This window comes from Rhizobacter fulvus, assembly GCF_964020785.1.
Window position 1 is genome coordinate 4,384,066 of sequence record NZ_OZ224516.1, and the last position, 26,072, is coordinate 4,410,137.

24 protein-coding genes and 1 tRNA gene are annotated in these 26,072 nt (G+C 69.0%); 22 read left to right on the plus strand and 3 right to left on the minus strand.

Annotated elements, in window-relative coordinates; translation table 11 throughout:
* Positions 1-4 precede the first annotated feature (4 nt).
* The 7 genes from hscA (at position 5) to kdpE (ending at position 10,200) form a co-directional block, all read left to right on the plus strand.
* A complete protein-coding gene (gene hscA / locus ACWH49_RS20920; RefSeq protein WP_448173220.1) occupies positions 5-1,861 on the plus strand; it encodes a Fe-S protein assembly chaperone HscA in 1,857 nt (618 codons plus the stop codon).
* A 14-nt stretch (positions 1,862-1,875) separates the two neighbouring features.
* Complete coding sequence (gene fdx, locus ACWH49_RS20925; RefSeq protein WP_056468556.1) at positions 1,876-2,214, plus strand: ISC system 2Fe-2S type ferredoxin; 339 nt, start codon at positions 1,876-1,878, stop codon at positions 2,212-2,214.
* Between the two features lie 124 nt (positions 2,215-2,338).
* On the plus strand, positions 2,339-4,060 hold the full coding sequence (gene kdpA, locus ACWH49_RS20930; RefSeq protein ID WP_448173221.1) for a potassium-transporting ATPase subunit KdpA: 1,722 nt from the start codon (positions 2,339-2,341) through the stop codon (positions 4,058-4,060).
* Complete coding sequence (gene kdpB / locus ACWH49_RS20935) at positions 4,057-6,183, plus strand: potassium-transporting ATPase subunit KdpB (protein WP_448173222.1); 2,127 nt, start codon at positions 4,057-4,059, stop codon at positions 6,181-6,183. Before kdpA ends, kdpB begins: the two co-directional genes overlap by 4 nt.
* Positions 6,184-6,198: 15 nt before the next feature.
* Positions 6,199-6,774: a potassium-transporting ATPase subunit KdpC gene (kdpC, locus tag ACWH49_RS20940; protein WP_448173223.1), complete on the plus strand. Its 576-nt coding sequence runs from the start codon at positions 6,199-6,201 to the stop codon at positions 6,772-6,774.
* A 13-nt stretch (positions 6,775-6,787) separates the two neighbouring features.
* Entirely contained in the window at positions 6,788-9,508 is a 2,721-nt protein-coding gene (locus tag ACWH49_RS20945) for a DUF4118 domain-containing protein (protein WP_448173224.1), read from the plus strand.
* The gene (gene kdpE, locus ACWH49_RS20950) at positions 9,505-10,200 is read left to right on the plus strand and encodes a two-component system response regulator KdpE (protein ID WP_448173225.1); all 696 of its coding nucleotides are present in this window, start codon (positions 9,505-9,507) and stop codon (positions 10,198-10,200) included. The genes ACWH49_RS20945 and kdpE overlap by 4 nt, the downstream gene beginning before the upstream one ends.
* Before the next feature lie 12 nt (positions 10,201-10,212).
* On the opposite strand, the gene ACWH49_RS20955 is transcribed toward kdpE, so the two are convergent.
* On the minus strand, positions 10,213-10,506 hold the full coding sequence (locus tag ACWH49_RS20955; protein WP_448173226.1) for a hypothetical protein: 294 nt from the start codon (positions 10,504-10,506) through the stop codon (positions 10,213-10,215).
* 169 nt (positions 10,507-10,675) lie between these two features.
* The gene (locus ACWH49_RS20960) at positions 10,676-11,140 is read right to left on the minus strand and encodes a hypothetical protein (protein ID WP_157615759.1); all 465 of its coding nucleotides are present in this window, start codon (positions 11,138-11,140) and stop codon (positions 10,676-10,678) included.
* Between the two features lie 76 nt (positions 11,141-11,216).
* Between ACWH49_RS20960 and ACWH49_RS20965 the strand changes: the two genes are divergently transcribed.
* From ACWH49_RS20965 to tsaD, 5 genes are all read left to right on the plus strand, one after another.
* Positions 11,217-11,930 carry an autoinducer binding domain-containing protein gene (locus tag ACWH49_RS20965; protein ID WP_448173227.1) on the plus strand — a complete coding sequence of 238 codons (714 nt, stop codon included), beginning with the start codon at positions 11,217-11,219 and terminating at the stop codon, positions 11,928-11,930.
* 156 nt (positions 11,931-12,086) lie between these two features.
* Positions 12,087-12,299: a hypothetical protein gene (locus ACWH49_RS20970; protein ID WP_448173228.1), complete on the plus strand. Its 213-nt coding sequence runs from the start codon at positions 12,087-12,089 to the stop codon at positions 12,297-12,299.
* 9 nt (positions 12,300-12,308) lie between these two features.
* Positions 12,309-13,568 carry an HlyD family efflux transporter periplasmic adaptor subunit gene (locus ACWH49_RS20975; protein ID WP_448173229.1) on the plus strand — a complete coding sequence of 420 codons (1,260 nt, stop codon included), beginning with the start codon at positions 12,309-12,311 and terminating at the stop codon, positions 13,566-13,568.
* 2 nt (positions 13,569-13,570) lie between these two features.
* Entirely contained in the window at positions 13,571-15,721 is a 2,151-nt protein-coding gene (locus ACWH49_RS20980; RefSeq protein ID WP_448173230.1) for a peptidase domain-containing ABC transporter, read from the plus strand.
* 41 nt (positions 15,722-15,762) lie between these two features.
* Positions 15,763-16,791: a tRNA (adenosine(37)-N6)-threonylcarbamoyltransferase complex transferase subunit TsaD gene (gene tsaD / locus ACWH49_RS20985; protein WP_448173231.1), complete on the plus strand. Its 1,029-nt coding sequence runs from the start codon at positions 15,763-15,765 to the stop codon at positions 16,789-16,791.
* 10 nt (positions 16,792-16,801) lie between these two features.
* On the opposite strand, the gene ACWH49_RS20990 is transcribed toward tsaD, so the two are convergent.
* Complete coding sequence (locus tag ACWH49_RS20990; RefSeq protein ID WP_448173232.1) at positions 16,802-17,254, minus strand: Hsp20/alpha crystallin family protein; 453 nt, start codon at positions 17,252-17,254, stop codon at positions 16,802-16,804.
* Between the two features lie 132 nt (positions 17,255-17,386).
* Between ACWH49_RS20990 and ACWH49_RS20995 the strand changes: the two genes are divergently transcribed.
* The 10 genes from ACWH49_RS20995 (at position 17,387) to ACWH49_RS21040 (ending at position 26,033) form a co-directional block, all read left to right on the plus strand.
* Positions 17,387-18,631 carry a branched-chain amino acid ABC transporter substrate-binding protein gene (locus tag ACWH49_RS20995; RefSeq protein WP_448173233.1) on the plus strand — a complete coding sequence of 415 codons (1,245 nt, stop codon included), beginning with the start codon at positions 17,387-17,389 and terminating at the stop codon, positions 18,629-18,631.
* Positions 18,631-19,782, plus strand: coding sequence for a pyridoxal phosphate-dependent aminotransferase (locus ACWH49_RS21000; RefSeq protein ID WP_448173234.1), 1,152 nt, complete (start codon positions 18,631-18,633; stop codon positions 19,780-19,782). Before ACWH49_RS20995 ends, ACWH49_RS21000 begins: the two co-directional genes overlap by 1 nt.
* Before the next feature lie 194 nt (positions 19,783-19,976).
* The gene (gene rpsO, locus ACWH49_RS21005; RefSeq protein ID WP_056468601.1) at positions 19,977-20,246 is read left to right on the plus strand and encodes a 30S ribosomal protein S15; all 270 of its coding nucleotides are present in this window, start codon (positions 19,977-19,979) and stop codon (positions 20,244-20,246) included.
* Positions 20,247-20,449: 203 nt separating this feature from the next.
* Positions 20,450-22,582, plus strand: coding sequence for a polyribonucleotide nucleotidyltransferase (gene pnp / locus ACWH49_RS21010; protein ID WP_448173235.1), 2,133 nt, complete (start codon positions 20,450-20,452; stop codon positions 22,580-22,582).
* A 10-nt stretch (positions 22,583-22,592) separates the two neighbouring features.
* Positions 22,593-23,579, plus strand: coding sequence for an NAD(P)H-quinone oxidoreductase (locus ACWH49_RS21015; protein ID WP_448173236.1), 987 nt, complete (start codon positions 22,593-22,595; stop codon positions 23,577-23,579).
* 26 nt (positions 23,580-23,605) lie between these two features.
* Positions 23,606-24,346 (plus strand): triose-phosphate isomerase, encoded by a 741-nt coding sequence (gene tpiA / locus ACWH49_RS21020; protein ID WP_448173237.1) that lies wholly within the window; start codon positions 23,606-23,608, stop codon positions 24,344-24,346.
* Between the two features lie 43 nt (positions 24,347-24,389).
* On the plus strand, positions 24,390-24,818 hold the full coding sequence (secG, locus tag ACWH49_RS21025) for a preprotein translocase subunit SecG (protein WP_448173238.1): 429 nt from the start codon (positions 24,390-24,392) through the stop codon (positions 24,816-24,818).
* 170 nt (positions 24,819-24,988) lie between these two features.
* Positions 24,989-25,073: transfer RNA gene (locus ACWH49_RS21030), tRNA-Leu, on the plus strand.
* Between the two features lie 93 nt (positions 25,074-25,166).
* On the plus strand, positions 25,167-25,526 hold the full coding sequence (locus tag ACWH49_RS21035; RefSeq protein ID WP_448173239.1) for an NADH-quinone oxidoreductase subunit A: 360 nt from the start codon (positions 25,167-25,169) through the stop codon (positions 25,524-25,526).
* A 27-nt stretch (positions 25,527-25,553) separates the two neighbouring features.
* Positions 25,554-26,033, plus strand: coding sequence for a NuoB/complex I 20 kDa subunit family protein (locus tag ACWH49_RS21040; RefSeq protein WP_056468617.1), 480 nt, complete (start codon positions 25,554-25,556; stop codon positions 26,031-26,033).
* The last annotated feature ends 39 nt before the right edge of the window (positions 26,034-26,072 follow it).

Here is a 26,072-nt window from a genome sequence, read left to right on the forward strand (position 1 = left end):
CCCGATGGCTCTCCTGCAAATCTCCGAACCTGGTGGCGCACCCGATCCGCACCAGCGCCGCATCGCGATCGGCATCGACCTCGGCACCACGCACTCGCTCGTCGCGGCGGTTCGTCACGGCGTCGCCGAATGCCTGCCCGATGAACACGGCCGCGTGATCCTGCCGTCCGCCGTACGCTATCTCGCCGACGGCAAGCGCCAGATCGGCGCGGTCGCGCTGGCCGAAGCGGCTGTCGATCCACGCAACACGCTGGTCTCGATGAAGCGATTCATGGGCCGCGGGATCGACGACATCGAGGGCCGCGACAAGCTGCCGTACGAGTTCGTCGACGCGCCGGGCATGGTGCAGATGCGCACCGTCGCCGGCATCAAGTCGCCGGTCGAGGTCTCGGCCGAGATCCTCGCGACGCTGCGATACCGTGCCGAGGACACCTTCGACGACGAGGTGTTCGGCGCGGTCGTCACCGTGCCCGCCTACTTCGACGACGCGCAGCGCCAGGCGACGAAGGACGCCGCGCAGCTCGCCGGCCTGAACGTGCTGCGGCTGATCAGCGAGCCGACCGCCGCTGCGATCGCCTATGGCCTCGAGAATGGCTCGGAAGGCCTGTACGCGGTCTACGACCTCGGCGGCGGCACCTTCGACATCTCGCTGCTGCGGCTGACTGCCGGCGTGTTCGAGGTGGTCGCGACCGGCGGCGACTCGGCCCTCGGCGGCGACGACTTCGACGCCGCGCTCGCCGCGTGGGCGCTGACCGAGGCGAAGCTCGACGCGCAGACGCCGCAGGACAAGCGCGCCGTGCTTGTCGCCGCGCGTGCTGCGAAGGAGAAGCTCTCGGCCGCCGACCATGCGACGCTGGCGTGCCCGTTGGCCGGCGGCGAGCTCGCGGTGCGGGTCACCCGCGCCCAGTTCGAGTCCATCGCGCAGCCGCTGCTCGCGAAGACGCTCGCCGCGGTGCGCAAGGTGCTGCGCGATGCGAAGACCGACAAGGCCGAGGTCAAGGGCGTCGTGATGGTCGGTGGCTCCACGCGCATGCCGATGGTGCAGGCGGCGGTCGGCGAGTTCTTCGGCCAGACGCCGCTGACCAACCTGAACCCCGACGAAGTCGTCGCGCTCGGCGCCGCCATCCAGGCCAACGCGCTGGCGGGCAACGCCGGCGCCGACGAACTGCTGCTGCTTGACGTGATCGCGCTGTCGCTCGGCCTCGAGACCATGGGCGGCCTCGTCGAACGCATTATCCCGCGCAACAGCACGATCCCGACCGCCCGCGCGCAGGATTTCACCACCTTCAAGGACGGCCAGACCGCGATCGCGATCCACGTCGTGCAGGGTGAGCGCGAGGTCGTCAGCGACTGCCGCTCGCTGGCGCGCTTCGAGCTGCGCGGCATTCCGCCGATGGTCGCCGGCGCGGCCCGGGTGCGCGTCAGTTTCGCGGTCGATGCCGATGGTCTGCTGAACGTCACCGCACGCGAGGAAACCTCCGGCGTCGAGGCCGCGATCACCGTGAAGCCGAGCTACGGCCTGGCCGACGAGGAGATCGCGCGAATGCTGACCGAGAGCTTCAGCACGGCCGAGGCCGACATGGTCGAGCGCAGCCTGCGGGAGTCGCGGGTCGAAGCCGAGCGCATGCTGCTCGCGACGCGTGCGGCGCTCGCGGCAGATGGCGATCTGCTGTCGGCGGCCGAACGCGACGAGGTCGAGGCGCTGCTCGTCGCGTTGCAGGCCAGCCGCGAAGGCACCGACCACCACGCGATCGACGCGGCCGTCGAGGTGCTCGCCAAGGGCACCGAAGCCTTCGCGGCGGAGCGCATGAACCGCAGCATCCGCGTCGCGCTTGCCGGCAAGCGCGTCGACCAGCTCTGAAGAGAATCGTCCCCATGCCCATCATCAAGATCCTGCCGCACGCCGAGTACTGCCCCGACGGCGCGCAGATCGAGGCGCCGAGCGGCACGTCGATCTGCGAGGCGCTGCTCGACCATCACATCAACATCGAGCACGCCTGCGAGCTGAGCTGCGCCTGCACCACCTGCCACGTCGTCGTGCGCCAGGGCCTGGCGTCGCTCGGCGAGATGGACGAGGCCGAGGAAGACCTGCTCGACCGCGCGTGGGGCCTGGAGCCGAATTCACGTCTGTCGTGCCAGGCGATCCTGTCGAACCAGGATGTGACGATCGAGATTCCGAAGTACACGATCAACCACGCCAAGGAAGGGCACTGACCGACGCGCGAGCGCGGCCGGTCTTGATGCTTTCTTGACGCGCCTCGGCGCAGTCTCTACACCGATTTGACGCGGCCGTCGCCACCATTCGAGGCATGGAAGTGTCTCGAAAGGTCGGTGTCGAATGAACGCCTCGGCGTGGACCCAGCTGGTGGTCTTTCTCGCTGTGCTCGCGGCGATCGCGTGGCCGCCCGGCCGCTGGATTGCCCTGCTCGCGGACGGGCGAATGCCGGCGTGGCTCGCGCCGCTGGTGCGCGCCGAGCACGTCCTTTATCGGCTCGCGGGCGTGGACGTCGCTGCGCCGGCGGGGTGGAAGCCGTATGCCATGGGCCTGCTCGCGTTCAATGCGCTCGGCATGGTCGTCGTCTTCGCGCTGCAACTGCTGCAGGGTGCCTTGCCGCTCAATCCGCAGGCGCTGCCCGGCATCGGCGTCGATTCGGCGTTCAACACCGCGATCAGCTTCGTCACCAACACGAACTGGCAGGGCTACGCCGGCGAGACGACGATGAGCTACCTGACCCAGATGCTCGCGCTGACGGTGCAGAATTTCCTGTCCGCGGCGAGCGGCATCGTGGTCGCGTTCGCGTTGATCCGCGGCTTTGCTGCGCGCTCGACAGGTGCCGTCGGCAATGTGTGGGCCGACCTGACACGCGTCACGCTTTACCTGCTGCTGCCGCTGTCGCTGGTGTTCGCGCTGGTGCTGGTCGGCCAGGGCGTGATCCAGAACTTCGACGCCTACCGCGACGTCAGGACGCTGGAAGGCGGCATGCAACATATCGCGATGGGCCCGGTCGCCTCGCAGGAGGCGATCAAGCTGCTCGGCACCAACGGCGGCGGGTTCTTCAACGCCAATTCGGCGCATCCCTTCGAGAACCCGACGGCGCTCGCCAATGGATTGCAGATGCTGGCGATCTTCCTGATCCCGGCGGCGCTGGTCTTCGCGTTCGGCCGGCTGGTCGGCGACATGCGGCAGGGCTGGGCGGTGCTCGCGGCGATGACGGCGCTGTTCGTCGCCGCGGTGCTGATCGCCACACCCGCAGAGCAGGCAGGCAACCTGCAGTTCACGGGGCTCGGCATCGATCAGTCGGCCTCCGCGTTTCAGCCAGGCGGCAACATGGAGGGCAAGGAGGCGCGCTTCGGCATCAATGCGAGCACGCTGTTCGCGGTCGTCACCACGGCGGCATCCTGCGGTGCCGTGAATGCGATGCACGACTCCTTCACCGCGCTGGGCGGCGCGGTGCCGCTCGCCCTGATCCAGCTCGGCGAGGTCGTGTTCGGCGGCGTCGGCTCGGGCCTGTACGGGATGCTGGTGTTCGCGATCCTCGCGGTCTTCATCGCCGGGCTGATGATCGGCCGCACGCCCGAGTACCTGGGCAAGAAGATCGAGTCCTTCGAGATGAAGATGACCTCGGTCGCGATCCTGGTCACGCCGATCCTCGTGCTCGGCTGCACGGCGCTGGCGGTCAGCGTCGAGGCCGGCCGGGCCGGTATCGCGAACCCCGGGCCGCACGGCTTTTCCGAAATCCTCTACGCGTTCAGCTCGGCCGCGAACAACAACGGCAGCGCGTTCGCCGGCCTGTCCGCGAACACGCCGTTCTACAACGTCGTGCTGGCGGTCGCGATGGCGGTCGGTCGTTTCGCGGTGATCGTGCCGGTGCTCGCCATCGCCGGCAGCCTCGCGGCGAAGCAGCGGCTGCCTGTCACGGCCGGCACGCTGCCGACGCATGGACCGCTGTTCGTCGCGCTGCTGATCGGTGCGGTTCTGCTGGTCGGCTTGTTGAACTACGTGCCGGCGCTCGCGCTCGGCCCGGTCGTCGAGCACGTCATGCAGGGAGCGCCGCGATGAGCCACCATCCATCAGGCATGCATGCGGTGAACCCGTCCCGTTCATTCGCGCTGTTCGACCCGGCGCTGGTGAGGCCGGCGCTCGGCGACGCGCTGCGCAAACTGAGTCCGCGCGTCCAATGGCGCAACCCGGTCATGTTCGTCGTCTACCTCGGCAGCATCGTCACCACGCTGATCGGCGCCCAGGCGTTGTTCGGGCCGGGCGCCGCCTCGGAAGGCGCAGCCGCGGCCGGCTTCGTGCTCGCGATCGCCGCGTGGCTGTGGATCACGGTGCTGTTCGCGAACTTCGCGGAGGCGCTGGCCGAAGGTCGCAGCAAGGCGCAGGCGGCATCGCTGCGCGGCATGAAGCGCAGCGTGATCGCCAAGAAGCTGCTCGAGCCGCGTCACGGGTCCGCATGGATTCCGTTGCGGGCGGACGAGTTGCGCGTTGGGGTCGTGGTGCTGGTCGAGGCAGGCGACGTGATCCCGCTCGACGGCGAGGTGGTCGAGGGGGTCGCCTCGGTCGACGAGAGCGCGATCACCGGCGAATCGGCCCCGGTGATCCGCGAGTCGGGCGGCGACTTCTCGTCCGTCACCGGCGGCACACGCGTGCTGTCGGACTGGCTGGTGGTGCGCATCGCCGTCAACCCGGGCGAATTGTTCGTGGACCGGATGATCGCGATGGTGGAGGGCGCGCGCCGCCAGAAGACACCGAACGAGATCGCGCTCGACATCCTGTTGGTCGCCCTGACCCTCGTGTTCCTGGTCGTCGTCGTGACGCTGCTGCCGATGTCGATCTTCAGCGTGGCGACGGCGAGGCAAGGGTCGGCGGTGACGGTCACGGCGGTGATCGCGCTGCTGGTGTGCCTGATCCCGACCACCATCGGTGCGCTGCTCTCGGCCATCGGCGTGGCCGGCATGAGCCGCATGATGCAGGCCAACGTGATCGCGACCTCGGGCCGCGCGGTCGAGGCCGCCGGCGACGTCGACGTGCTGTTGATGGACAAGACCGGCACGATCACGCTCGGCAACCGCCAGGCGTCGGCGTTCGTCGCCGCGCCGGGCGTGACCGATGCGGCGCTCGCGGACGCCGCCCAGCTCGCGTCGCTGGCCGACGAGACGCCCGAGGGCCGCAGCATCGTCGTCCTCGCGAAGCAGCTGTTCGGCCTGCGCGAGCGCGAGATGGCGAGCCTGGGGGCGAGCTTCGTGCCCTTCACGGCGCAGACGCGGATGAGCGGCGTCGACCTCGCAACGACCGATGGGCCGCGCCAGATCCGCAAGGGAGCCGGCGACGCGATCCGCCGCCACGTCGAGGCGCTGGGCGGCCGCTGGCCGGCGCCCGTGCAGGCCGCCGCGGACGACGTCGCTCGGCGCGGCAGCACCCCGCTGGTGGTGTCCGACGGCGCCCGCGCGCTCGGCGTGGTCGAGCTCAAGGACATCGTCAAGGGCGGCATCAAGGAGCGCTTCGCCGAACTCCGGCGCATGGGCATCCGCACCATCATGATCACCGGCGACAACCGGCTGACGGCCGCCGCGATCGCGGCCGAAGCCGGGGTCGACGACTTTCTTGCCGAGGCGACGCCCGAGGCCAAGCTCGCGCTGATCCGCAAGTACCAGGGCGAGGGCCGCCTGGTCGCGATGACCGGCGACGGCACCAACGACGCCCCGGCACTCGCGCAGGCCGATGTCGCGGTGGCGATGAACACCGGCACGCAGGCCGCGAAGGAGGCCGGCAACATGGTCGACCTCGACTCCAACCCGACCAAGCTGCTGGAGATCGTCGAGACCGGCAAGCAGCTGCTGATGACCCGCGGCGCGTTGACCACCTTCTCGATCGCAAACGACGTGGCGAAGTATTTCGCGATCATCCCGGCCGCGTTCGCGACGACCTACCCGCAGCTCGAGACGCTGGACGTGATGCGCCTGCACAGCCCGTCGTCGGCCATCCTCGCGGCCGTGATTTTCAATGCGGTCGTCATCGTCTTCCTGATCCCGCTGGCGTTGAAGGGCGTGCGCTACCGCGCGATCGGAGCGTCGGCGCTGCTGCGTCGCAACGTGCTCGTGTATGGCCTGGGCGGCCTGGTCGTTCCGTTCATCGGCATCAAGCTGATCGACCTCGCGCTCGCCGCGACCCACCTGTTCTGAGATCGGAGATCCACCATGTCCGCCATCGTTCGCCCGGTCCTCGTGCTCTTCTTCTTGCTCAGTGTCGTGACCGGGGTGGTCTATCCGTTGGTCGTCACCGCGCTCGCGCAGGGCGTGTTTCCGGCGCAGGCGGCCGGCAGTCTCGTCGCGCGCGACGGGCGGATCGTTGGCTCGGCGCTGCTGGGGCAGCCGTTTGCCGATCCGCGCAACTTCTGGCCTCGCCCCTCCGCCACGTCGCCGACGCCCTACAACGCGGCGAACAGCGGCGGCTCGAACCTGGGACCGACAAACCCGGCGCTGCTGGACGCCGTCAAGGCGCGCATCGCCGTGCTGCGGGCCGCCGATCCGCAGAACGCGCAGGCGGTGCCCGTCGACCTGGTCACCGCCTCGGCCAGCGGGCTGGACCCGGACATCAGCGTCGCCGCGGCGCGCTACCAGGCGGCGCGCGTGGCGCGCGCGCGCGGATGGCCGCCGGCACAGGTCGAGGCGCTGATCGCGGCGCATGCCGAGTCGTCCCGGCTCGGCTTCCTGGGCGAGCCGCACGTCAACGTGCTGGCGCTGAACCTGGCGCTCGCCGCAGCAAAACGCTGAGCGCAGGCCGACAATGGACGGGATGCGGCCCGATCCCGATCACCTCCTGCAGCAGCTTCAGGCGCGGGAAGTGCGCGCGGAGCGCGGCCGGCTGCGCATCTACTTCGGCGCCTCGGCGGGCGTGGGCAAGACCTTCGCGATGCTGTCGGCCGGCCGCCAGCTCAAGGCCGGCGGGGTCGACGTGGTGGCCGGCGTGGTGGAGACGCACGGCCGCGCCGAGACGGCGGCGCAGCTCGCAGGGACCGACGTGCTGCCGCCGATGCTGCGTGCCTGGCGCGGGCGCGAGCTGCCCGAATTCGATCTCGACGCCGCGTTGCGGCGCCGACCGGCACTGATCCTGATCGACGAACTGGCCCACACCAACGTCGCCGGCTCGCGCCACCCGAAGCGCTGGCAGGATGTCGACGAGCTGCTCGCCGCCGGCATCGATGTGTACACCACCCTGAACGTGCAGCACCTGGAGAGCCTGAACGACGTGGTTGGCGGCATCACCGGCATCCGTGTCCACGAGACGCTGCCCGACAAGGTGTTCGACCGGGCCGACGAAGTGGTGCTGGTCGACACGCCGGCCGACGAGCTGATCGGCCGGCTGCGCGCCGGCAAGATCTACCTCCCGCCGCAGGCCGAACGCGCGGCGCAGAACTTCTTCCGCAAGGGCAACCTGATGGCGTTGCGCGAGCTGGCGCTGCGTCGCACGGCCGATCGCGTCGAGGGCGACGTGCAGGCCTACCGGGTCGAGGCGTCGATCGCGCCGGTCTGGAAGACCGAGGCGGCATTGCTGTGCTGCATCGGCCCGCGCGACGGGGACGATCATGTCGTGCGCAGCGCGGCCCGATTGGCGCAACAGCTCGCGGTCAGCTGGCATGCGGTGTACGTGGAGACCCCGGCGCTGCAGGGCCTGCCGGCGGCCGACCGCGACCGCATCCTTCGCACCGTGCAGCTGGCCGAGGAGCTCGGTGCCACCACGGCCGTGCTGTCGGCGCAGAACGTGCCGGAGGCATTGGCCGCGCATGCGCGCCATCACAACCTGTCCAAGCTGGTGATGGGCCACAACGCACCGCGCCGCTGGTGGCAGCGTGAGGCGCTGGGGCGTCGGCTGGCGGCGCTGGCGCCGGAATTCGATCTCGTCGAGGTGGGTGCCGGCCGCGGAGCCGCCGTCCGGCGCGCGCCGCGCGACGCACGCGGCGACGAATCGGTCACGCCACGATCCGTCGCGGGCTACCTCTGGGCGGCTGCGGCCTGCGGCGCGACCACCTTGATCGCGACGCCGCTCGCGCCGGTCTTCGATCTCGCCAACATCGTGATGCTGTTCCTGCTCGCGGTCGTCGGCGTCGCGGTCAGGTTCGGCCGCGGGCCGGCGGTGCTGGCGGCGTTCCTGAACGTGGCGGCATTCGACTACTTCTTCGTCTCGCCGCGCCTGTCGTTCGCGGTCAGCGATGTCCAGTACCTGCTCACGTTCGGCGTGATGCTTGTCGTCGGCCTGGTCACCGGCCAGCTCACGGCCGGGCTGCGTGCGCAGGCCCGCGTGGCCACGCTGCGCGAGTCGCGCTCACGAGCCCTGTTCGAGGTGGCGCGCGATCTGTCCAGCGTGCTGGTGACCGAACAGTGTGTGGAGATCGCCGAGCGCGCGGTGGCCCGCGAATTCCGCGGCCCCGCGCACGTGTTCCTGCTCGACGCCGCGGACTGCCTGCAGATGCCGGCGTCCGCGACGACCGACGACGCGGCGCTCGACCTCGGCACCGCGCAGTGGGCGCTCGACCATGGCGAGCCGGCGGGGCTGGGCACGGACACCTTGCCCGGCAGCGCCTGGCGCTATCTGCCGTTGCAGGCACCGATGCGGGCGCGGGGCGTTCTGGCGCTGCGTCCCGCGCAAGCGCGCGTGCTGCTGGTTCCCGAGCAGCGGCGCCAGCTCGAGACCTTCGCGGTGCTGACGGCGATCGCACTGGAGCGCGTTCACTACGTCGAGGTCGCGCAGCAGGCGACGCTGCAGATCGAGACCGAGCGGCTGCGCAACTCGCTGCTGTCCGCGCTCTCGCACGACCTGCGCACGCCGCTGGCCGCGCTGTACGGCCTGGCCGACACGCTGGCCGCCAGCACCCCGCCGCTGCCGCCGCAGCCGCGCGAGATCGCGCAGGCGCTGAGCATCGAGGCGCGGCGCATGAATGCGATGGTCGACAAGCTGCTCGACATGGCGCGCCTGCAGAGTGGCACGGTGCAGCTCAAGCGCGAGTGGCTGCCGATCGAGGAGGTCGTCGGCACCGCAGTGCAGTCGGTCGAGAGCGCGCTGGCGGGCCACCACGTGCGGGTGGAACTCGCGCCCGGCCTGCCGCTGGTCGAGATCGACGCGGTGCTGATCGAGCGCGTCATTGCCAACCTGCTGGAGAACGCCGCGAAGTACACGCCGGCCGGCAGCACGGTGACCATCGCGGCGCACGTGGCCGCGCCCGATTTCGTCGTCACGGTGAGCGACGACGGCCCCGGTCTCCCGGCCGGCGCGGCGGACCGGTTGTTCGACAAGTTCACCCGCGGCGTGCGGGAGTCGCACACGCCGGGCGTCGGGCTCGGGCTGGCGATCTGTCGCGCGATCGTCGAGGCGCACGGCGGGCGCATCGGGGTCGAGCAACCGCCGGATTCCGCCCCGGGCGCGGCCCGCCCCGGCGCGCACTTCCGCTTCACGCTGCCGCTCGGCGCGGCGCCCGAGGCGCCGCCGGGCGAGGAGGGCGAGCCCGCATGAACCCGAGCCGTCCCGTGGCCGTGATCGTCGAGGACGAACCGCAGATCCGCCGTTTCGTGCGGGCCGCGCTCGAGGCGCACGACTGGCAGGTCTTCGAGGCGGATGCGCTCGGGCCCGGCCTGAGCGAGGCCGGCACGCGGCGGCCCGATCTGATCGTCCTGGACCTCGGCCTGCCCGACGGCGACGGCGTCGATTTCCTGCGGGACCTGCGCGCCTGGTCGCAGGTGCCGGTGATCGTGTTGTCCGCGCGCACCGACGAGGCCGACAAGATCGCGGCGCTCGACGCGGGGGCCGACGATTACCTGACCAAGCCCTTCGGCGTCGGCGAGATGATGGCGCGGGTCCGCGTGGCGCTGCGCCGTCAGCGGCAGGGGGCCGATGCGAGCGAATCGACGTTCGTGTTCGGCGATGTGACGGTCGAGTTCACGACCCGTCGCGTGCGGCGCGGCGACAACGTCGTCCACCTGACGCCGATCGAGTACCGGCTGCTCGGGGTGCTGATCGCGAATGCGGGACGAGTACTGACGCACCGGACCCTGTTGCGCGAGACCTGGGGCCCCGCGCATGGGGATCGAACCCACTACCTGCGGGTCTACATGGCCAATTTGCGCCAGAAGCTCGAGGCCGATCCGGCCCGGCCGCGCCACCTGATCACCGAGACGGGCGTCGGGTACCGATTGCTGGTCGACTGAGGGGTGGCGTGGTCAGCGCTCCGGGGGCGGCTGAGTCGCCGCCAACGCACGGCGCAGCCAGCCGCCCAGCGGGCGCAGCGAGCCGAACAGCGAATCGGGCACGAGCGCATCGCGTGTGGCGATCAGGTCGCGGCCTTCGAGCATCTCGAGGAACGCACGCACCTCGTGGCGGCGGATGCCGCTGCACTCGGCGAGCTGGGCGAGCGTCATGTGACGATGCGACATGTCGCTCAACATGCGCCGATAGGCGATGCGATCGAATGGCGGCCGCAACTGCGGCCAGGCGACGAGGCGGTATTCCTTCATGGCTCCAACGACGGTTCGTATCGAAAACGACGTCTGCGCGCCGCTGCTCGAACTGAGTCCGCAGGGTATTCGGTTCTGGCCATTCGCGGGCGGGAAGTTGCGGAGATATCGGGTAAATACTGATGGCAATTCGCGTCACTTTCATTTCGATCGGTGTCACGAATCACGCTCAGGACGGCTTCCCAAGGGCGCGTTGAACCTCGGTCTGCCATGGCAGCCCGTGCACCAGGGGATGGAGGTGAACGGCCACCTGGGTCTGGGTCATGACGTCGCCCTGCGCATCGAGCAGCCGCAGGTTGGTGATCATCCCCAGGGGGTCGGACATCGCGACGACGCCATGCCGCACCTCGATCCAGTCCCATGCCACGCCGGCGGCATGGCGCTCATTCTGGTCGCCCCACAGCGTCTGGCCACTGCAGGGGCAGTCGTCGTCGCCAAATGTCAACACGCGGGTGCCCAGGTGCACCAGATGAAGCTGGGGTGCCGAGGCGGCCTGCCACAATACGGGTGTCCAAGAGTAGACAATCCACGCGGGAGTCATGGCCGCGGACAGCGTGGTCGGGTCGATGATCGAACCTCTTCGAGAGTGATTGAATGATGTCCAGAGTGTGGCAACAGATTCGTTGCCTGCCATCTGTCAACGTTTACAGGTTGCGCACCGGTGTTTTGCCGGTGTGTGACCCGACGCGCGTGCGGGCCTGAGTGTCGTCATGCTCCAAGGTGGCTTCTCCGAGGTTCTGAAAAGTCGAGATCGCGACGAGTTCAAGGATGAGCTTGTGTCGTTCACCCGGCGGCTTGGCTTCGAAACTGTTTCCGCCACGCTGGTGCTGGACCACATGCTGGGCGAGGCCGAGTTCATCACGGTCGACAACACGCCCGGCGCCTACCGCGAATCGTTCGAGGACCCGGACAGCTGGCGTCGCGATCCGGTCATGCAGCACTGCAAGCGCCAGAGCGTGCCGATCATCTGGGACCAGGCCACGTACGTGGGCAAGGGCGCCGGCGAGTTGTGGGAGGAGATGGCCCGCTTCGGCTATTGCAACGGCATCAGCCTGGCACTGCACATGCCCGAAGGGCGCCATTTCCTGCTCGGCGTCGACCGTGATCGGCCGGTGCCGGACGATCCGGCCGAACTGACCCGCATGGTGGCCGACCTGCAACTCTTCGCGGTGCATGCGCAGGATGCCGCCGCCCGCATCCTGATCCCGGCGTCGGCCGATCCGGCGCTGCCTTCACTGACGCCGCGCGAACTCGAATCGCTCCGCTGGACGATGGAAGGCAAGACGGCGTGGGAAGTCGGCCACGTGCTCGGAATCACCGAGCGGACGGCGTCGCTGCACGTCAACAACGCGACCCACAAGCTGGGGTGCGTCAACAAGCACCAGGCGGTGCTGAAGGCGTTGCGGCTGGGCCTGCTGCGCTGACGCGGTAGCCCCCGGGCGGCCGGCTCCGCATGCCGGCGGGCGCCTGTGGCGTCAAGCCCCACCCTGTAAGACTTGACAGTTACCCGTTTCACGGCGCTCTGCTGCAATGGTCTCCGTGCGCGTTGAGCGCATCAGCCAACCTCTCGGAGTCCTGTCATGCAAACCAAAACTCACGCCGATCTGACCCTCAACACGGCCGCGCGCCGCAGTGCCGACAAGTCCGGCCTGGCCGCACCGGTCGAGCTCGCGCCGGCCGACCTGCGCCTCGTCGGCGGCGGTCTCGCGCCACGTGGCGGCTGGTCGGCGACCGCCGACTCGACGCTCACGACGACCGACACGTCCGTGCAGGCGCCGCGCGGCGGCTGGTAAGACGCGGCGGTGGCCGGCCTGTTCCGCACCGAGGTCCTCGAACACCGCGAACGCGACTGGCTCGGCAGCATCCAGCTGATCCGGCCGGTCTCGCTCGCGGCGCTGACCACGCTCGCGCTCGTCGCGGCACTGGCCGTGGGCGCTTATCTGGTGCTGGGCGAGTACACCCGCAAGGCGCGGGTGGCCGGCTATCTCGTGCCCGATCGCGGGCTCATCCGGCTGATGGCGCCACAGTCGGCGATGGTGATCGAGAGCCACGTCGCCGAGGGCCGATCAGTGCGCCGCGGCGACGTGCTGTTCGTCCTCGACGTCAGCCAGGCCACGCCCAGTGGCGACACGCAGGGCGCCGTGCAATCGAGCATCGCGGCGCGCAGTGCGAGTCTGCGCGGCACCGCGCACCAGCGCGATCTGCTGCAGCAGAACCAGGCCGCCGCGCTCGATCGCCAGGTCGAGGACATGCAGCGCGAGGTGGCTTCGATGAAGCTGGAGACCGAGCTGCAAATGCAGCGGCTGGCGCTCGCGCAGCAGGCGCAGTCCCAGTTCGAATCGCTGCGCAACGACAACTTCGTCTCCTCCGCGCAGGTCCGCGCCAAGGCCGAGGAGGTGCTGAACGTCAGGGCCCAGCTGCAGGCGCTCGAGCGCCAGCGCAGCACACGCCTGCGCGAGATTGCCGCCCTGCAGGCGCAGCGCCGCGAGCTCCCGCTGCAGGCGCAGGCCGCACGCGGCGCGATCGACCGTGACCTGGAGGCCCTGGCGCAACAGGCCGCGGAAACGGAAGCCCGCCGTCGCATCGTGGTGCGCGCGCCGCAGGACGGCATGGTCAGCGCCGTGCTGGCAGAACCGGGGCAGACGGTCACGCCCGGGGTCGCGCTCGCCAGCTTGCTGCCGGCCGGCGCCAAGCTGCAGGCCTACCTGTACGCCCCGTCGAGCGCGGTCGGCTTCGTGCGAGCGAACCAGCCGGTGCAAATGCGCTACCAGGCCTTCCCGTACCAGAAGTTCGGGCAGCAGGCCGGCGAGGTGGTGCAGGTGTCGCGCTCGCCGCTGCAGGCCGCCGAGCTGGCCGGGCTGGCGTTGCCGGGCGCACTCAGCCGCGGCGGCGAGCCGCTCTACCGCATCACCGTGACGCTCGCGGCGCAGAGCGTGTCGGCGTATGGCCAGGCGCAGGCTCTCGCGCCCGGCATGCAGCTCGAGGCCGACGTGCTGCTCGACCGGCGCCGCCTGATCGAGTGGTTGTTCGAGCCCGTGCTCGGCATCGCCGGGCGGGTCTGACGATGTCGCCGCCCCGCTGGCTCGAAGGACTGCGCATCGGCATCGGTGCCAGCCGCCTGCCGATGGTGCTGCAGACCGAGGCCGCCGAATGCGGACTGGCCTGCATCGCGATGGTCGCCGCGCATCACGGGCTGGACAGCGATCTGCCGAGCCTGCGCAAGCGTTTCCCGATGTCGCTGAAGGGCTCGACGATGGCCGACCTGGTGCGCCTGGCCGGGAGCCTGCAGTTCAACTCGCGCGCGCTGCGGGCCGAGATGGCACACCTGCCCGGTCTGGTGCTGCCCTGCATCCTGCACTGGGACCTGAATCACTTCGTGGTGTTGAAAGAGGTGAACCGCGGCGTCGCGGTGATCCACGATCCGGCGCGCGGGGTGCGGCGCCTGTCGCTCGCCGAGGTGTCGAGGCACTTCACCGGCGTGGTGCTCGAGCTGACGCCGCAGGCCGAATTCAAGCCGCGCACCGAGCGCCAGACCGTGACGCTGCGCCAGCTGCTCGGCCGCGTCACCGGCCTGCGGCGCTCGCTGCTGCAGATCTTCGCGCTCGCGCTGGCGCTCGAGGCGTTCCTGCTGCTGACGCCGTTTTTCATGCAGTGGGTGGTCGACAGCGTGCTCGTCAGCCTCGACCGCGACCTGCTCGTCACGCTCGGAGTGGGCTTCGGGCTGCTGGTGCTGTTCCAGGTGGCGACTGGCGCGATCCGCTCGTGGGCCGTGCTGCACCTGTCGACGACGCTGAACCTGCAGTGGCTCGCGAACGTGTTCGCGCACCTGATGCGGCTGCCGGTTTCCTGGTTCGAGAAGCGCCACACCGGCGATGTGATGTCGCGCTTCGGCGCGATCCAGAAGATCCAGCAGACGCTCACCACCAGCTTCATCGAAGCCGTGCTCGACGGGTTGCTGGTCGTCGTGACGCTGGCGATGATGGCGGTCTACAGCACCACGCTGACCGCGATCGCCGTCGGCGCCGTCCTCGTCTACGCCGCATTGCGCTGGGCGTTCTTCCGCCCGCTGCGCGATGCGACCGAGGAATCGATCATCTTCGAGGCCAAGCGCGCCAGCCACTTCCTCGAGTCGCTGCGCGGCGTGCAGTCCATCAAGCTGTTCAACCGGCAGGAAGACCGCCAGGCGAGGTTCATGAACCTGGTCGTCGATTCGATGAATGCGAACATCGCGACGCGCAAGCTCGACCTGGCATTCAGCGTCGGCCACAAGCTGGTGTTCGGCATCGAGCGGGTCGCGATCGTCTGGGTCGGTGCGCTGCTCGTGATGGACCGCAGCTTCTCGATCGGCATGCTGTTCGCGTTCATCGCCTACAAGGAGCAGTTCGCCACCCGCATCAGCGGCCTGATCGACAAGTGGGTCGAGGTCCGCATGCTGAAGCTGCAGGGCGAGCGACTGGCCGACATCGTGCTCACCGCCCCCGAGCCGCAGCTCGAGTTCGGCGCACCGCTCGACGACGCGCCGGTCCGGCTGGAGTTGCGCGGCGTCCAGTTCGCGTATGCCGAATCCGAGCCGGCGGTGCTGCGCGGTCTGAGCCTGCAGATCGAGCCGGGCGAATCGGTCGCAATCGTCGGACCGTCCGGCTGCGGCAAGACGACGCTGCTGAAGCTGATGCTGGGCGTGCACACGCCGCAGGCCGGCGAGATCCGCGTCGGCGGCGTGCCGCTGGCGCGGGTCGGGCTGCGCGCCTGGCGCGACATGATCGGCACCGTGATGCAGGACGACCAGCTGTTCGCCGGCTCGATCGGCGACAACATCAGCTTCTTCGACCCGCAGGCCGATCCGCACTGGATCGCCGAATGCGCCCGCACCGCCGCGGTGATCGACGAGATCGAGGCGATGCCGATGGGCTTCCACACCCTGATCGGCGACATGGGCGCCAGCATCTCGGGTGGCCAGCGGCAGCGCATCCTGCTCGCCCGGGCGCTCTACAAGCGGCCGAAGATCCTGTTCCTCGACGAGGCCACCAGCGCGCTCGACGTCGAGCGCGAGCGCGAAGTGAACCAGGGCATTCGGCGTCTGCAGCTCACGCGCATCATCGTCGCGCACCGCCCGGAGACGATCGCCTCCGCGAGCCGCGTGATCGTGTTGAACGACGGCAAGGTCGCGCAGGACCTGCGCAGCGTGCCCGGGGGCGGCAACACCCACGCGAGGTGACGGTCGGGCGGCACCGGACCGCGCCACCTAAACTCCCGCTCATGAACATCCTGGGAATCGAATCGTCCTGCGATGAGACCGGCGTCGCGCTGGTCGAGGCGGCGGGCGAGGGCACGCCGCTGCTGCGCGCCCATGCGCTGCACAGCCAGATCGACATGCACCAGGCCTATGGCGGCGTGGTGCCCGAACTGGCCTCGCGGGACCACATCCGGCGCGTGCTGCCGCTGGCCCGTCAGGTGATGAGCGAAGCGGGTGCGACGCTGGACGATGTGGACTATGTCGCGTTCACGCGCGGTCCGGGTCTGGCCGGCGCGCTGCTGGTGGGCGCCGGCGTGGCCAGCGCACTCGCGGCTGCGCTGCAACGGCCGGCCATCGGCGTGCACCATCTCGAGGGGCACCTGCTCTCGCCGTTCCTGTCGGCCGACCCGCCGCAGTTCCCGTTCGTCGCGCTGCTTGTTTCCGGCGGCCACACGCAACTCATGCGGGTCGACGATGTCGGCCGGTACGCGCTGCTCGGGGAGACGATCGACGATGCAGCGGGTGAAGCCTTCGACAAGTCCGCCAAGTTGCTGGGGCTCGGCTACCCCGGGGGACCGGCGCTGGCGCGGCTGGCGGAATTCGGCGATGCGAGTGCGTTCGAGTTGCCGCGGCCGCTGCTGCACAGCGGCAACCTGGACTTTTCGTTCGCTGGATTGAAGACAGCGGTGCGCACGCAGGTCATGAAGCTCGGCAATGTCTGCGAGCAGGACAAGGCCAATCTCGCCGCGGCGACGCAGCAGGCCATCGTCGACGTGCTGGTGCGCAAATCGCTGCAGGCGTTGCGCGCGACCGGTTGCGCGCGGATCGTAGTGGCCGGTGGCGTCGGCGCCAATGCTCGCTTGCGGGAGCAACTGGATACCGAATGCGCGAAGCGCCAGATCCGGGTCCATTACCCGGAACTGGCGCTGTGCACCGACAACGGCGCGATGATCGCGCTCGCCGCCGCGATGCGGCTGCAGCGCGGCAGCGCCGCCGAGTCGACCGACTACGCGTTCAACGTGTTGCCGCGCTGGCCGCTGATGGCGGCCTGAGCGTCGGCCCTCAGTTGATCGCGATCCGGGTGGCGCCGGCTTTCACTTTCTTCGCGAGCGTCAGCGTCAGCACGCCGTTCTCGACTTTCGCCTGAGAGGCGGCCTGGTCGACCTCGACGGGCAGGCTCACGGTACGGGCATAGCGCGCGACACTGCGTTCGCGGTAGAGCGAGCGCGGTGCGGCGTCGGCCTGAGGAGCGTCGGCAACGGCGTCGGGCTTCGGGACATCGACGGTCTCGATACTGACGCGACGACCCTCGACCGAGACCTTCAGCTGCTCGCGGGTGACGCCGGGCACGTCGAATGCGACGATGTAGGCGGTGTCGGTCTCGCTCACGTCGAGTGCCGGCGTGCGCGAAGTCTCGGCGACGACGGCGTTGCGGAAGAAGCGGTCGAACGAGTCGTCGACGACGCGGCCGAAGGCAGCACGCGAGTGGGTGCGGGACAGAGGCAGAACGAACATGAGAGGCTCCTACAATCGGGATTCGAAGCTGCACCGCGCAGCCACCATGCCGCTGAATTTGGAGCGGCATTTTTGTTTTCAAGGGCCTTGAAATTGCTGAACCTGCGAAGAGTGTTGGGCGCCTGCGCGCTGTTGTCGAGCTTGTTCTTCGGGGGCGCACACGCCGCACCCGAGCCGATCCGCATCGCGATGATCGAGGGCCTGTCGGGCCCGTTCGGCAACGCCGGCGAGGCGGTCCATCGCAACCTATTGATCGCGGTGGAGCGCATCAACGCACGCGGCGGCGTCTGGTTGCCGGGCGGTGCGCGGCCGCTCGAACTGCTGCGCTTCGACAGCAAGGGCAGCAACGAGGAGACGCTGGCGATGCTGAAGTCGGCGCTCGATCGGCGCGTCGCCTTCGTGATGCAGGGCAACAGCTCGTCCGCCGCGGCGGTGCTCGTCGACGCGCTGAACAAGCACAACGCGCGCGAGCCGGGGCGGCGCGCGCTGTTCCTCAACTATTCGGCGGTCGACCCGGCGCTGACGAACGAGAAGTGCAGCTTCTGGCATTTCCGCTTCGATGCGCATGCCGACATGCGGCTGGCCGCGCTGACCGACGTTCTGCACGACGATCGGCGCATCGACAAGGTGTACCTGATCGGCCAGGACTACAGCTTCGGTCAGCAGCTGGCCAAGCAGGCGCGTGCGAGCCTGCTGGCCGAGCGGCCGGACATCCGGATCGTCGGCGATGAACTGCACCCGCTCGGTCGGGTGAAGGATTTCCTGCCTTACGCCGCGAAGATCAAGGCCAGCGGCGCGCAGGCGGTGCTGACCGGTAACTGGGGCAACGACCTGACGCTGCTGATCAAGGCGGCGCGCGAGGCGGGCGTCGACGCGCGCTTCTATACCTTCTACGGCAACGCGCTCGGCGCGCCGGCTGCGATCGGTGACGCCGGAGTCGACCGCGTGCTGGCAGTGGCCGAGTGGCACCCGAACGTCGGCGGCGCGGCGTCTGAGCGGTTCTATGCCAGCTTCCGCGAACGCTTCCCGAAGGCGGCTGACGACTACGTGCATGCGCGGATGCAGGTGATGGTCGAGATGCTGGCCGGTGCGATCGAGGGCGCGCGCAGCACCGATGCGGTCGCGGTCGCGCAGGCGCTCGAGGGCATGAGCGTCGATCGGGCCACCCTGGGCGGGCTGCACGAGGGCACGATGCGGGCGGCCGATCATCAGTTCATCCAGCCGCTGTACGTCAGCGTGATGGAGCGGGCCGGTAGCGCCGGCGTGCCGCACGACAATGAGGGCTCCGGCTTCGGCTTCCGCACGGTGCGGCGCTTCGAGCCGCGCCAGACCGAGCAGGCGACCACCTGCCAGATGCAACGCCCCGAAGGACTCTGATGCGCGACGTGATCGAACAACTCCCCGGCTCGAAGATCCGCGAGGTCGCGAACGCGGGCCTCGGCCGCGCCGACGTGCTGCCGTTCTGGTTCGGCGAGAGCGACGAACCGACGCCGGCCTTCATCCGCGACGCCGCGATCCGCTCGCTGAACGACGGCGAGACCTTCTACGCGCACAACCTCGGCTTGCCCGAATTGCGCGAGGCGCTGGCGGCCTACGCATCGGCGTTGCACGGGCCGATCGATGCGGGCCGCATCGCAGTCACCTCGTCGGGCGTGAACGCGCTGATGCTCGCGATGCAGGCGCTCGCCGGCGCGGGCGACGAGGTGGTCGTCGTCGTCCCGGTGTGGCCGAACCTGACCGCGCAGCCGGCGATCCTCGGCGCGAACGTCAAGCGCGTGTCGTTGACCGTGAGGGCGGGCGCCTGGCAGCTCGACCTGGCCCAGCTGCTCGACGCGGTGACGCCGCAGACCAGGGTGCTGCTGGTCAACGCCCCCAACAACCCGACCGGCTGGACGCTGACCCGTGCCGAGCAGCAGGCGATCCTCGCGCATTGCCGGCGCACCGGCACCTGGATCATCGCGGACGAGGTGTACGAGCGCGTCTACTTCGCGCCGGGGGCCGCTTGTGCGCCAAGCTTTCTCGACGTGGCGCAGCCGGACGACCGGTTGGTCGTCGCGCACAGCTTTTCGAAGAGCTTCCTGATGACCGGCTGGCGGCTCGGCTGGCTGGTGTTGCCGCCGGCACTGGTGCCGGCGATGGGCAAGCTGATCGAGTTCAACACCTCCTGTGCGCCGGTGTTCGTGCAGCGCGCGGGGCTGGCTGGGCTGGCCGGCGCGGCGGACTTCGTTCCCGGCCTGATCGGGCGGCTCAAGCACTGCCGCGACACGCTGCTGCCGCAGCTCCAGGCGCTGCCGGGCGTGCAGGTCGCGACGCCGGACGGCGGCATGTACGCGTTCTTCCGCATCGACGGCCACGACGACTCGCTGGCCCTGGCCAAGCGCCTGGTCGTCGAGGCCGGCCTGGGCCTGGCACCCGGCGCGGCGTTCGGCGACGAGGCCGAGGGCTGGCTGCGCTGGTGCTTCGCCTCGCGCGACCCGTCACGCCTGACGCAGGGGGTGGGGCGCCTGAAGTCCTTCCTCGGGCTATAATCCGCAGGTTTTGCGTTCGCACCATGGTGTGGCTGCGAAACAAAGGCACGCCACTGGTCGGTTTCACCGGTGTGCGCAAGTGGAGCTCCCGGACTCGCGAAGAGGAGGGAGCGCAACCGAAACCGTGGCATTCCGCGACAACGTCCTTTTGGCGACGGCTGGGTGACTCGGTTTCATGAACTGGAAACGAGAAAATGTCTAACGCCACCATCGACAAGGCCGCCATCGTCGCGGAACACGCCCGCGGCACCGGCGACACCGGATCGCCCGAAGTGCAGGTCGCCATCCTGACGGCCCGCATCAACGACCTGACCCCGCACTTCAAGACCCACATGAAGGACCACCACGGTCGCCGGGGTCTGCTGAAGATGGTCAACCAGCGCAAGAGCCTGCTGGCCTACCTGAAGGACCGCGACGCTCCGCGTTACACCGCCCTGATCCAGAAGCTGGGTCTGCGCAAGTAACCGACGTTGCAGCAAGAGAGCCTGTCTGGAATTCGCCAGCACAGGCTCTTCGTTTTTCTGTCGACCCACCGTCAGGGGCAGGAACTGCTGGCGCTGCTGTGTCATTCCACCGATGTTCTCCGCCGAGAGCACCCCTGGAATGGCATCCCGCCCGAGGTTCCGCGTTCAGGGTCCGACACGACACCACAACCGGAGAGACACGCATGAGCATGTTCAACAAAGTCACCAAGACCTTCCAATGGGGTCAGCACACCGTCATTCTCGAAACCGGTGAGATCTCCCGCCAGGCGGGCGGTGCGGTCATCGTCAACATCGAGGACACGGTGGTGCTCGCGACGGTCGTCGCGGCCAAGAACCCGAAGCCGGGCCAGGACTTCTTCCCGCTCACCGTCGACTACATCGAGAAGACCTACGCCGCCGGCAAGATCCCGGGCAGCTTCTTCAAGCGCGAAGGCCGCCCGAGCGAGCTTGAGACGCTCACGTCCCGCCTGATCGACCGCCCGCTGCGCCCGCTGTTCCCGGAAGGCTTCTACAACGAGGTGCAGGTCGTCGTGCACGTGCTGTCGCTGAACCCGGAAGTCTCGGCCGACATCGCCGCGCTGATCGGTTCGTCGGCCGCGCTGGCGATCTCGGGCATTCCGTTCAGCGGCCCGGTCGGCGCCGCGCGCGTCGGCTACGTCAATGGCCAGTACGTGCTGAACCCGGGCAAGACCCAGCTGCTCGACTCGAAGATGGACCTGATCGTCGCCGGCACCGAGACCGCCGTGCTGATGGTCGAATCCGAAGCGCAGCAGCTCTCCGAAGAGATCATGCTCGGCGGCGTGGTGTTCGGCCACGAGCAGAGCGTGATCGCGATCAACGCGATCCACGAACTGGTGCGTGACGCCGGCAAGCCGGCCTGGGACTGGGCCGCGCCCGCCAAGGACGAGCCGTTCATCGCCAAGGTCAAGGCCCTGGCCGATGCGCCGCTGCGCGAGGCCTACCAGATCCGCTCGAAGCAGGCCCGCACCCAGGCCACGCGCGCCGTGACCGCCGCGACCATCGCGTCGCTGCAGGGCGAGGGCGTCACGTTCGACAAGGTCGACCTCGACAACGTGCTGTTCGAGATCGAGGCCGGCATCGTGCGCAGCCAGATCCTGAACGGCGAGCCGCGCATCGACGGCCGCGACACCCGCACCGTGCGCGCGATCGAGATCCGCAACGGCGTGCTGCCGCGCGCCCACGGCTCGGCGCTGTTCACCCGCGGCGAGACGCAGGCGCTGGTCGCCGCCACGCTCGGCACCGCGCGCGACGCGCAGAAAATCGATGCACTCGCCGGCGAGTACACCGAGCACTTCATGCTGCACTACAACATGCCGCCGTTCGCCACCGGCGAGACCGGCCGCGTCGGCACGCCGAAGCGCCGCGAGATCGGCCACGGCCGCCTGGCCAAGCGCGCGCTGGTCGCGGTGCTGCCGAGCCAGGCCGACTTCCCGTACTCGATGCGTGTGGTTTCCGAGATCACCGAGTCGAACGGTTCGTCGTCGATGGCCTCGGTCTGCGGCGGCTGCCTGGCGCTGATGGACGCGGGCGTGCCGCTGAAGGCGCATGTCGCCGGCATCGCGATGGGGCTGATCAAGGACGGCAACCGCTTCGCGGTGCTGACCGACATCCTGGGCGACGAAGATCACCTCGGCGACATGGACTTCAAGGTCGCCGGCACCACCGCCGGCATCACCGCACTGCAGATGGACATCAAGATCCAGGGCATCACGAAGGAGATCATGCAGGTCGCCCTGGCGCAGGCCAAGGAAGCACGCCTGCACATCCTCGGCAAGATGACCGAAGCGATGAGCGGCGCCAACACCGAGGTCTCGCAGTTCGCTCCGCGTCTGTACTCGATGAAGATCAACCCGGAGAAGATCCGCGACATCATCGGCAAGGGCGGCGCGACGATCCGCGCGCTGACCGAAGAGACCGGCTGCACGATCGACATCGGCGAAGACGGCACGATCACGATCGCCTCGACCGACGCCGACAAGGCCGCGTTCGCGAAGAAGCGCATCGAGGAGATCACCGCGGAAGTCGAGATCGGCAAAGTCTACGAAGGCCCGGTCACGAAGATCCTCGACTTCGGCGCGCTCGTGAACCTGATGCCGGGCAAGGACGGCCTGCTGCACATCAGCCAGATCGCGCATCAGCGCGTCGAGAAGGTCACCGACTTCCTGAAGGAAGGCCAGATCGTCAAGGTCAAGGTGCTCGAGACCGACGAGAAGGGCCGCGTCAAGCTGTCGATGAAGGCGCTGATCGACCGCGACGCGCAGCCGCAGTTCGCGCCCGCGCCTGTCCAAGAGTAATCGGCACCCGATGAGAGCCATCGAGATCGCGTCGTTCGGCGCGCCCGAGGTGCTTCGTGAGGTGACTCGCCCGGACCCGGTCGCGGGTGCGGGCGAGGCGCTGATCCGCGTCGCGGCGTCGGGCGTCAACCGGCCCGACGTACTGCAGCGCAAGGGCCTCTATCCCGTGCCGCCGGGTGCGTCCGATCTGCCGGGCCTGGAGATCGCGGGCGTGATCGAGGGCGGCGACGCCCAGGCGCTCGCGGCCGCGGGCCTGAAGGTCGGCGACCGCGTGTGTGCGCTGGTGGCCGGTGGTGGCTATGCGGAACGCTGCGTCGCGCCGGTCGGGCAGTGCCTGCCGGTGCCGAAGCGGCTGAGCGACATCGAGGCCGCCAGCCTGCCGGAGACCTTCTTCACCGTCTGGTCGAACGTGTTCGACCGCGCGAAGCTGAAGGCCGGCGAGACCCTGCTGATCCAGGGCGGCTCCAGCGGCATCGGCGTCACTGCGATCCAGATCGCGAAGGCCGCGGGGGCGACCGTGATCGTCACCGCGGGCAGCGACGACAAGTGCGCAGCCTGCATGCAACTCGGCGCCGATCACGCGATCAACTATCGACAGACCGACTTCGTCGCGGAGGCGATGCGCCTCACGGCGGGCCGCGGCGTCGATGTGGTGCTCGACATGGTGGCGGGCGACTACGTCGCGCGTGAGCTGAAGTGCCTGGCCGAGGATGGCCGGGTGGTGATCATCGCCGTGCAGGGCGGGGTGGATGCACAGATCGACGCCGGCGTCGTGCTGCGCAAACGGCTGACGATCACCGGCTCGACGCTGCGGCCCCGGCCGATCGCCTTCAAGGCGGCGATCGCCGCCTCGCTGCGCGCGACGGTGTGGCCGTGGCTCGAATCCGGCGCGATCAAGCCGGTGATCTTCAAGGTGTTTCCGGCCGCGCAGGCGGCGGCGGCGCACACGCTGATGGAATCGAACGAGCACATCGGCAAGCTGGTGCTGGAGTGGTGATGGTGCAAATTTCGGAGGCTTCGGCCATGCGTCGCAAACTCGTCGTCGGCAACTGGAAGATGAACGGCAACCGCGCCACCAACGCGGAACTGCTGGCGGCCCTGAAGGCCGCCGGTCCGTGGGTCGCCGAGGTGGCGGTCTGCGTGCCGAGCCCGTACCTGGGCGACGTCGCGTTGTCGCTGCAAGGCGAAGCGATCGGCTGGGGGGCGCAGGACGTGTCGGCGTACGAATCGGGCGCCTACACCGGCGAGGTTTCGGCCGCGATGCTGGCCGAGTTCGGCTGCCGCTACGCGCTGGCGGGTCACTCGGAGCGCCGCGCCTATCACGCCGAGAGCGACCAGGCCGTGGCCGACAAGGCCAAGGCCGCACTGGCGCACCGCATCACGCCGATCGTCTGCGTCGGCGAGACGCTGGCCGAGCGCGAGGCCGACCAGACCGCTGCGGTCGTCAAGCGCCAGCTGTCGGCGGTGATCCACACGCTCGGCCATTGCATCTCGCAGATCGTCGTCGCGTACGAGCCGGTCTGGGCGATCGGCACTGGCAAGACCGCGTCGCCCGAACAGGCGCAGGCGGTGCATGCGCTGCTGCGTGCGCAGCTGAAGGCGGCCACCGAGCATGCCGACACGATGAAGATCCTCTATGGCGGCAGCGTCAAGGCCGACAACGCGGCCACGCTGTTCGCGCAGCCCGACATCGACGGCGGCCTGATCGGCGGCGCCTCGCTGAAGGCGGGCGATTTCGCCGCGATCTGTCGCGCGGCCGGTTGACCTCGGGGTCGCCGGCGCGCCGAAGAATTTTGGAGTCAGAAGAATGAACCTGTTGTTGAACCTGGTGGTGGCGTTGCAGATCATTGCGGCGCTGGTGATGATCGGGCTGGTCCTGATCCAGCATGGCAAGGGCGCCGACATGGGCGCATCGTTCGGCAGCGGCGCGTCCGGCAGCCTGTTCGGCGCGACCGGCAGCGCGAACTTCATGTCGCGCTCGACGGCGGTCTGTGCGGCGGTGTTCTTCGCCTGCACGCTGGCGCTGGCGTTCTACTCGAACGACCGCGCCCGCCCGTCGACCGGCAGCGTGCTGGACCGCCCGGCCAGCGCCGCGCCTGCCGCAAGCGTGACGCTGACCGGCGCCGCCCAGGTGCCCGGTGCCGCAAGTGCTCCGGCTGGCATCGCGCCTGCCGCTTCGGCCGCCGTGGCGCCAGCGCCTCAGGCCTCGGGTGCGGGTGCGGTGCCGACCAAGTAAAGCCCATCGCCCGCATGCCCCGCACGGGGCGTCGCCTGGTTGCTGCAGTGCAGCGCACCGGCGAAATCGCGGGTCTTTGAGGTTAGAATGCGAAGCTGTCCGGTGAGCGAGTCCTCATGCAATCCGGAAGGTGATTCAGGCAAGAATTTCGCATCGGAAGTTCGAACTTGGCCGTCGTGGTGAAATTGGTAGACACGCTATCTTGAGGGGGTAGTGGCGAAAGCTGTGCGAGTTCGAGTCTCGCCGACGGCACCAAAATTGCTCGATCCCGAAGTGCCCCGCTCGCGCGGGTGCGTCGAGGTCGATCCGCTCCAGCTATCGCAGGCTCTCGCGGGCCTGCAGTGACCCATGAATCTGGAACCCTACCTGCCCGTCATCCTGTTCATCCTGATCGGTGCAGCAGTGGGCGTGGCGCCCCAGGTGCTCGGATTCCTGATGGGGCCGAACCGGCCCGACAAGGCGAAGAACTCGCCGTACGAATGCGGCTTCGAGGCGTTCGAGGACGCGCGCATGAAGTTCGACGTGCGCTACTACCTCGTCGCGATCCTGTTCATCCTGTTCGACCTCGAGATCGCATTTCTCTTCCCGTGGGCAGTGTCGCTGCGCGAGATCGGCAGCGCGGGCTTCTGGGCCATGATGCTGTTCCTCGGCATCCTCGTCGTCGGCTTCGCGTACGAGTGGAAGAAGGGTGCGCTCGATTGGGAATGATCGGGCGACTGACCAGAGAGCAACAGCATGGGCATTGAAGGCGTACTCAAAGAGGGCTTCGTCACGACCAGTGTCGATACCCTGATCAACTGGTCCAAGACCGGTTCGCTGTGGCCGATGACCTTCGGCCTCGCGTGCTGCGCGGTCGAGATGATGCACGCCGGCGCGGCGCGCTACGACATCGACCGCTTCGGCATGCTGTTCCGGCCCAGCCCGCGGCAGAGCGATCTGATGATCGTCGCCGGCACGCTGTGCAACAAGATGGCGCCGGCGCTGCGCAAGGTCTACGACCAGATGGCCGAGCCGCGCTGGGTGATCTCGATGGGGTCGTGCGCCAACGGCGGCGGCTACTACCACTACAGCTACTCGGTCGTGCGCGGCTGCGATCGCATCGTGCCGGTCGACGTCTACGTGCCCGGCTGCCCGCCGACGGCCGAAGCGCTGCTCTACGGCGTGCTGCAACTGCAGGCGAAGATCCGCCGCGAGAACACGATCGCCCGCGCATGAGCATGTCGCCGAGCCGTCTCAAGACATGCGAACGCCCCC

Coding starts and splice junctions, on each gene's coding strand:
- secG (WP_448173238.1), top strand. CDS start 24,390: ATGAACCTGTTGTTGAACCTGGTGGTGGCGTTGCAGATCATTGCGGCG.
- ACWH49_RS20960 (WP_157615759.1), bottom strand. CDS start 11,140: ATGGCAGGCAACGAATCTGTTGCCACACTCTGGACATCATTCAATCAC.
- pnp (WP_448173235.1), top strand. CDS start 20,450: ATGAGCATGTTCAACAAAGTCACCAAGACCTTCCAATGGGGTCAGCAC.
- tpiA (WP_448173237.1), top strand. CDS start 23,606: ATGCGTCGCAAACTCGTCGTCGGCAACTGGAAGATGAACGGCAACCGC.
- ACWH49_RS20990 (WP_448173232.1), bottom strand. CDS start 17,254: ATGTTCGTTCTGCCTCTGTCCCGCACCCACTCGCGTGCTGCCTTCGGC.
- ACWH49_RS21040 (WP_056468617.1), top strand. CDS start 25,554: ATGGGCATTGAAGGCGTACTCAAAGAGGGCTTCGTCACGACCAGTGTC.
- hscA (WP_448173220.1), top strand. CDS start 5: ATGGCTCTCCTGCAAATCTCCGAACCTGGTGGCGCACCCGATCCGCAC.
- ACWH49_RS20965 (WP_448173227.1), top strand. CDS start 11,217: ATGCTCCAAGGTGGCTTCTCCGAGGTTCTGAAAAGTCGAGATCGCGAC.
- kdpC (WP_448173223.1), top strand. CDS start 6,199: ATGTCCGCCATCGTTCGCCCGGTCCTCGTGCTCTTCTTCTTGCTCAGT.
- ACWH49_RS21035 (WP_448173239.1), top strand. CDS start 25,167: ATGAATCTGGAACCCTACCTGCCCGTCATCCTGTTCATCCTGATCGGT.
- kdpE (WP_448173225.1), top strand. CDS start 9,505: ATGAACCCGAGCCGTCCCGTGGCCGTGATCGTCGAGGACGAACCGCAG.
- kdpB (WP_448173222.1), top strand. CDS start 4,057: ATGAGCCACCATCCATCAGGCATGCATGCGGTGAACCCGTCCCGTTCA.
- ACWH49_RS20945 (WP_448173224.1), top strand. CDS start 6,788: ATGGACGGGATGCGGCCCGATCCCGATCACCTCCTGCAGCAGCTTCAG.
- rpsO (WP_056468601.1), top strand. CDS start 19,977: ATGTCTAACGCCACCATCGACAAGGCCGCCATCGTCGCGGAACACGCC.
- ACWH49_RS20955 (WP_448173226.1), bottom strand. CDS start 10,506: ATGAAGGAATACCGCCTCGTCGCCTGGCCGCAGTTGCGGCCGCCATTC.
- ACWH49_RS21000 (WP_448173234.1), top strand. CDS start 18,631: ATGCGCGACGTGATCGAACAACTCCCCGGCTCGAAGATCCGCGAGGTC.
- ACWH49_RS20970 (WP_448173228.1), top strand. CDS start 12,087: ATGCAAACCAAAACTCACGCCGATCTGACCCTCAACACGGCCGCGCGC.
- tsaD (WP_448173231.1), top strand. CDS start 15,763: ATGAACATCCTGGGAATCGAATCGTCCTGCGATGAGACCGGCGTCGCG.
- kdpA (WP_448173221.1), top strand. CDS start 2,339: ATGAACGCCTCGGCGTGGACCCAGCTGGTGGTCTTTCTCGCTGTGCTC.
- ACWH49_RS21015 (WP_448173236.1), top strand. CDS start 22,593: ATGAGAGCCATCGAGATCGCGTCGTTCGGCGCGCCCGAGGTGCTTCGT.
- fdx (WP_056468556.1), top strand. CDS start 1,876: ATGCCCATCATCAAGATCCTGCCGCACGCCGAGTACTGCCCCGACGGC.
- ACWH49_RS20980 (WP_448173230.1), top strand. CDS start 13,571: ATGTCGCCGCCCCGCTGGCTCGAAGGACTGCGCATCGGCATCGGTGCC.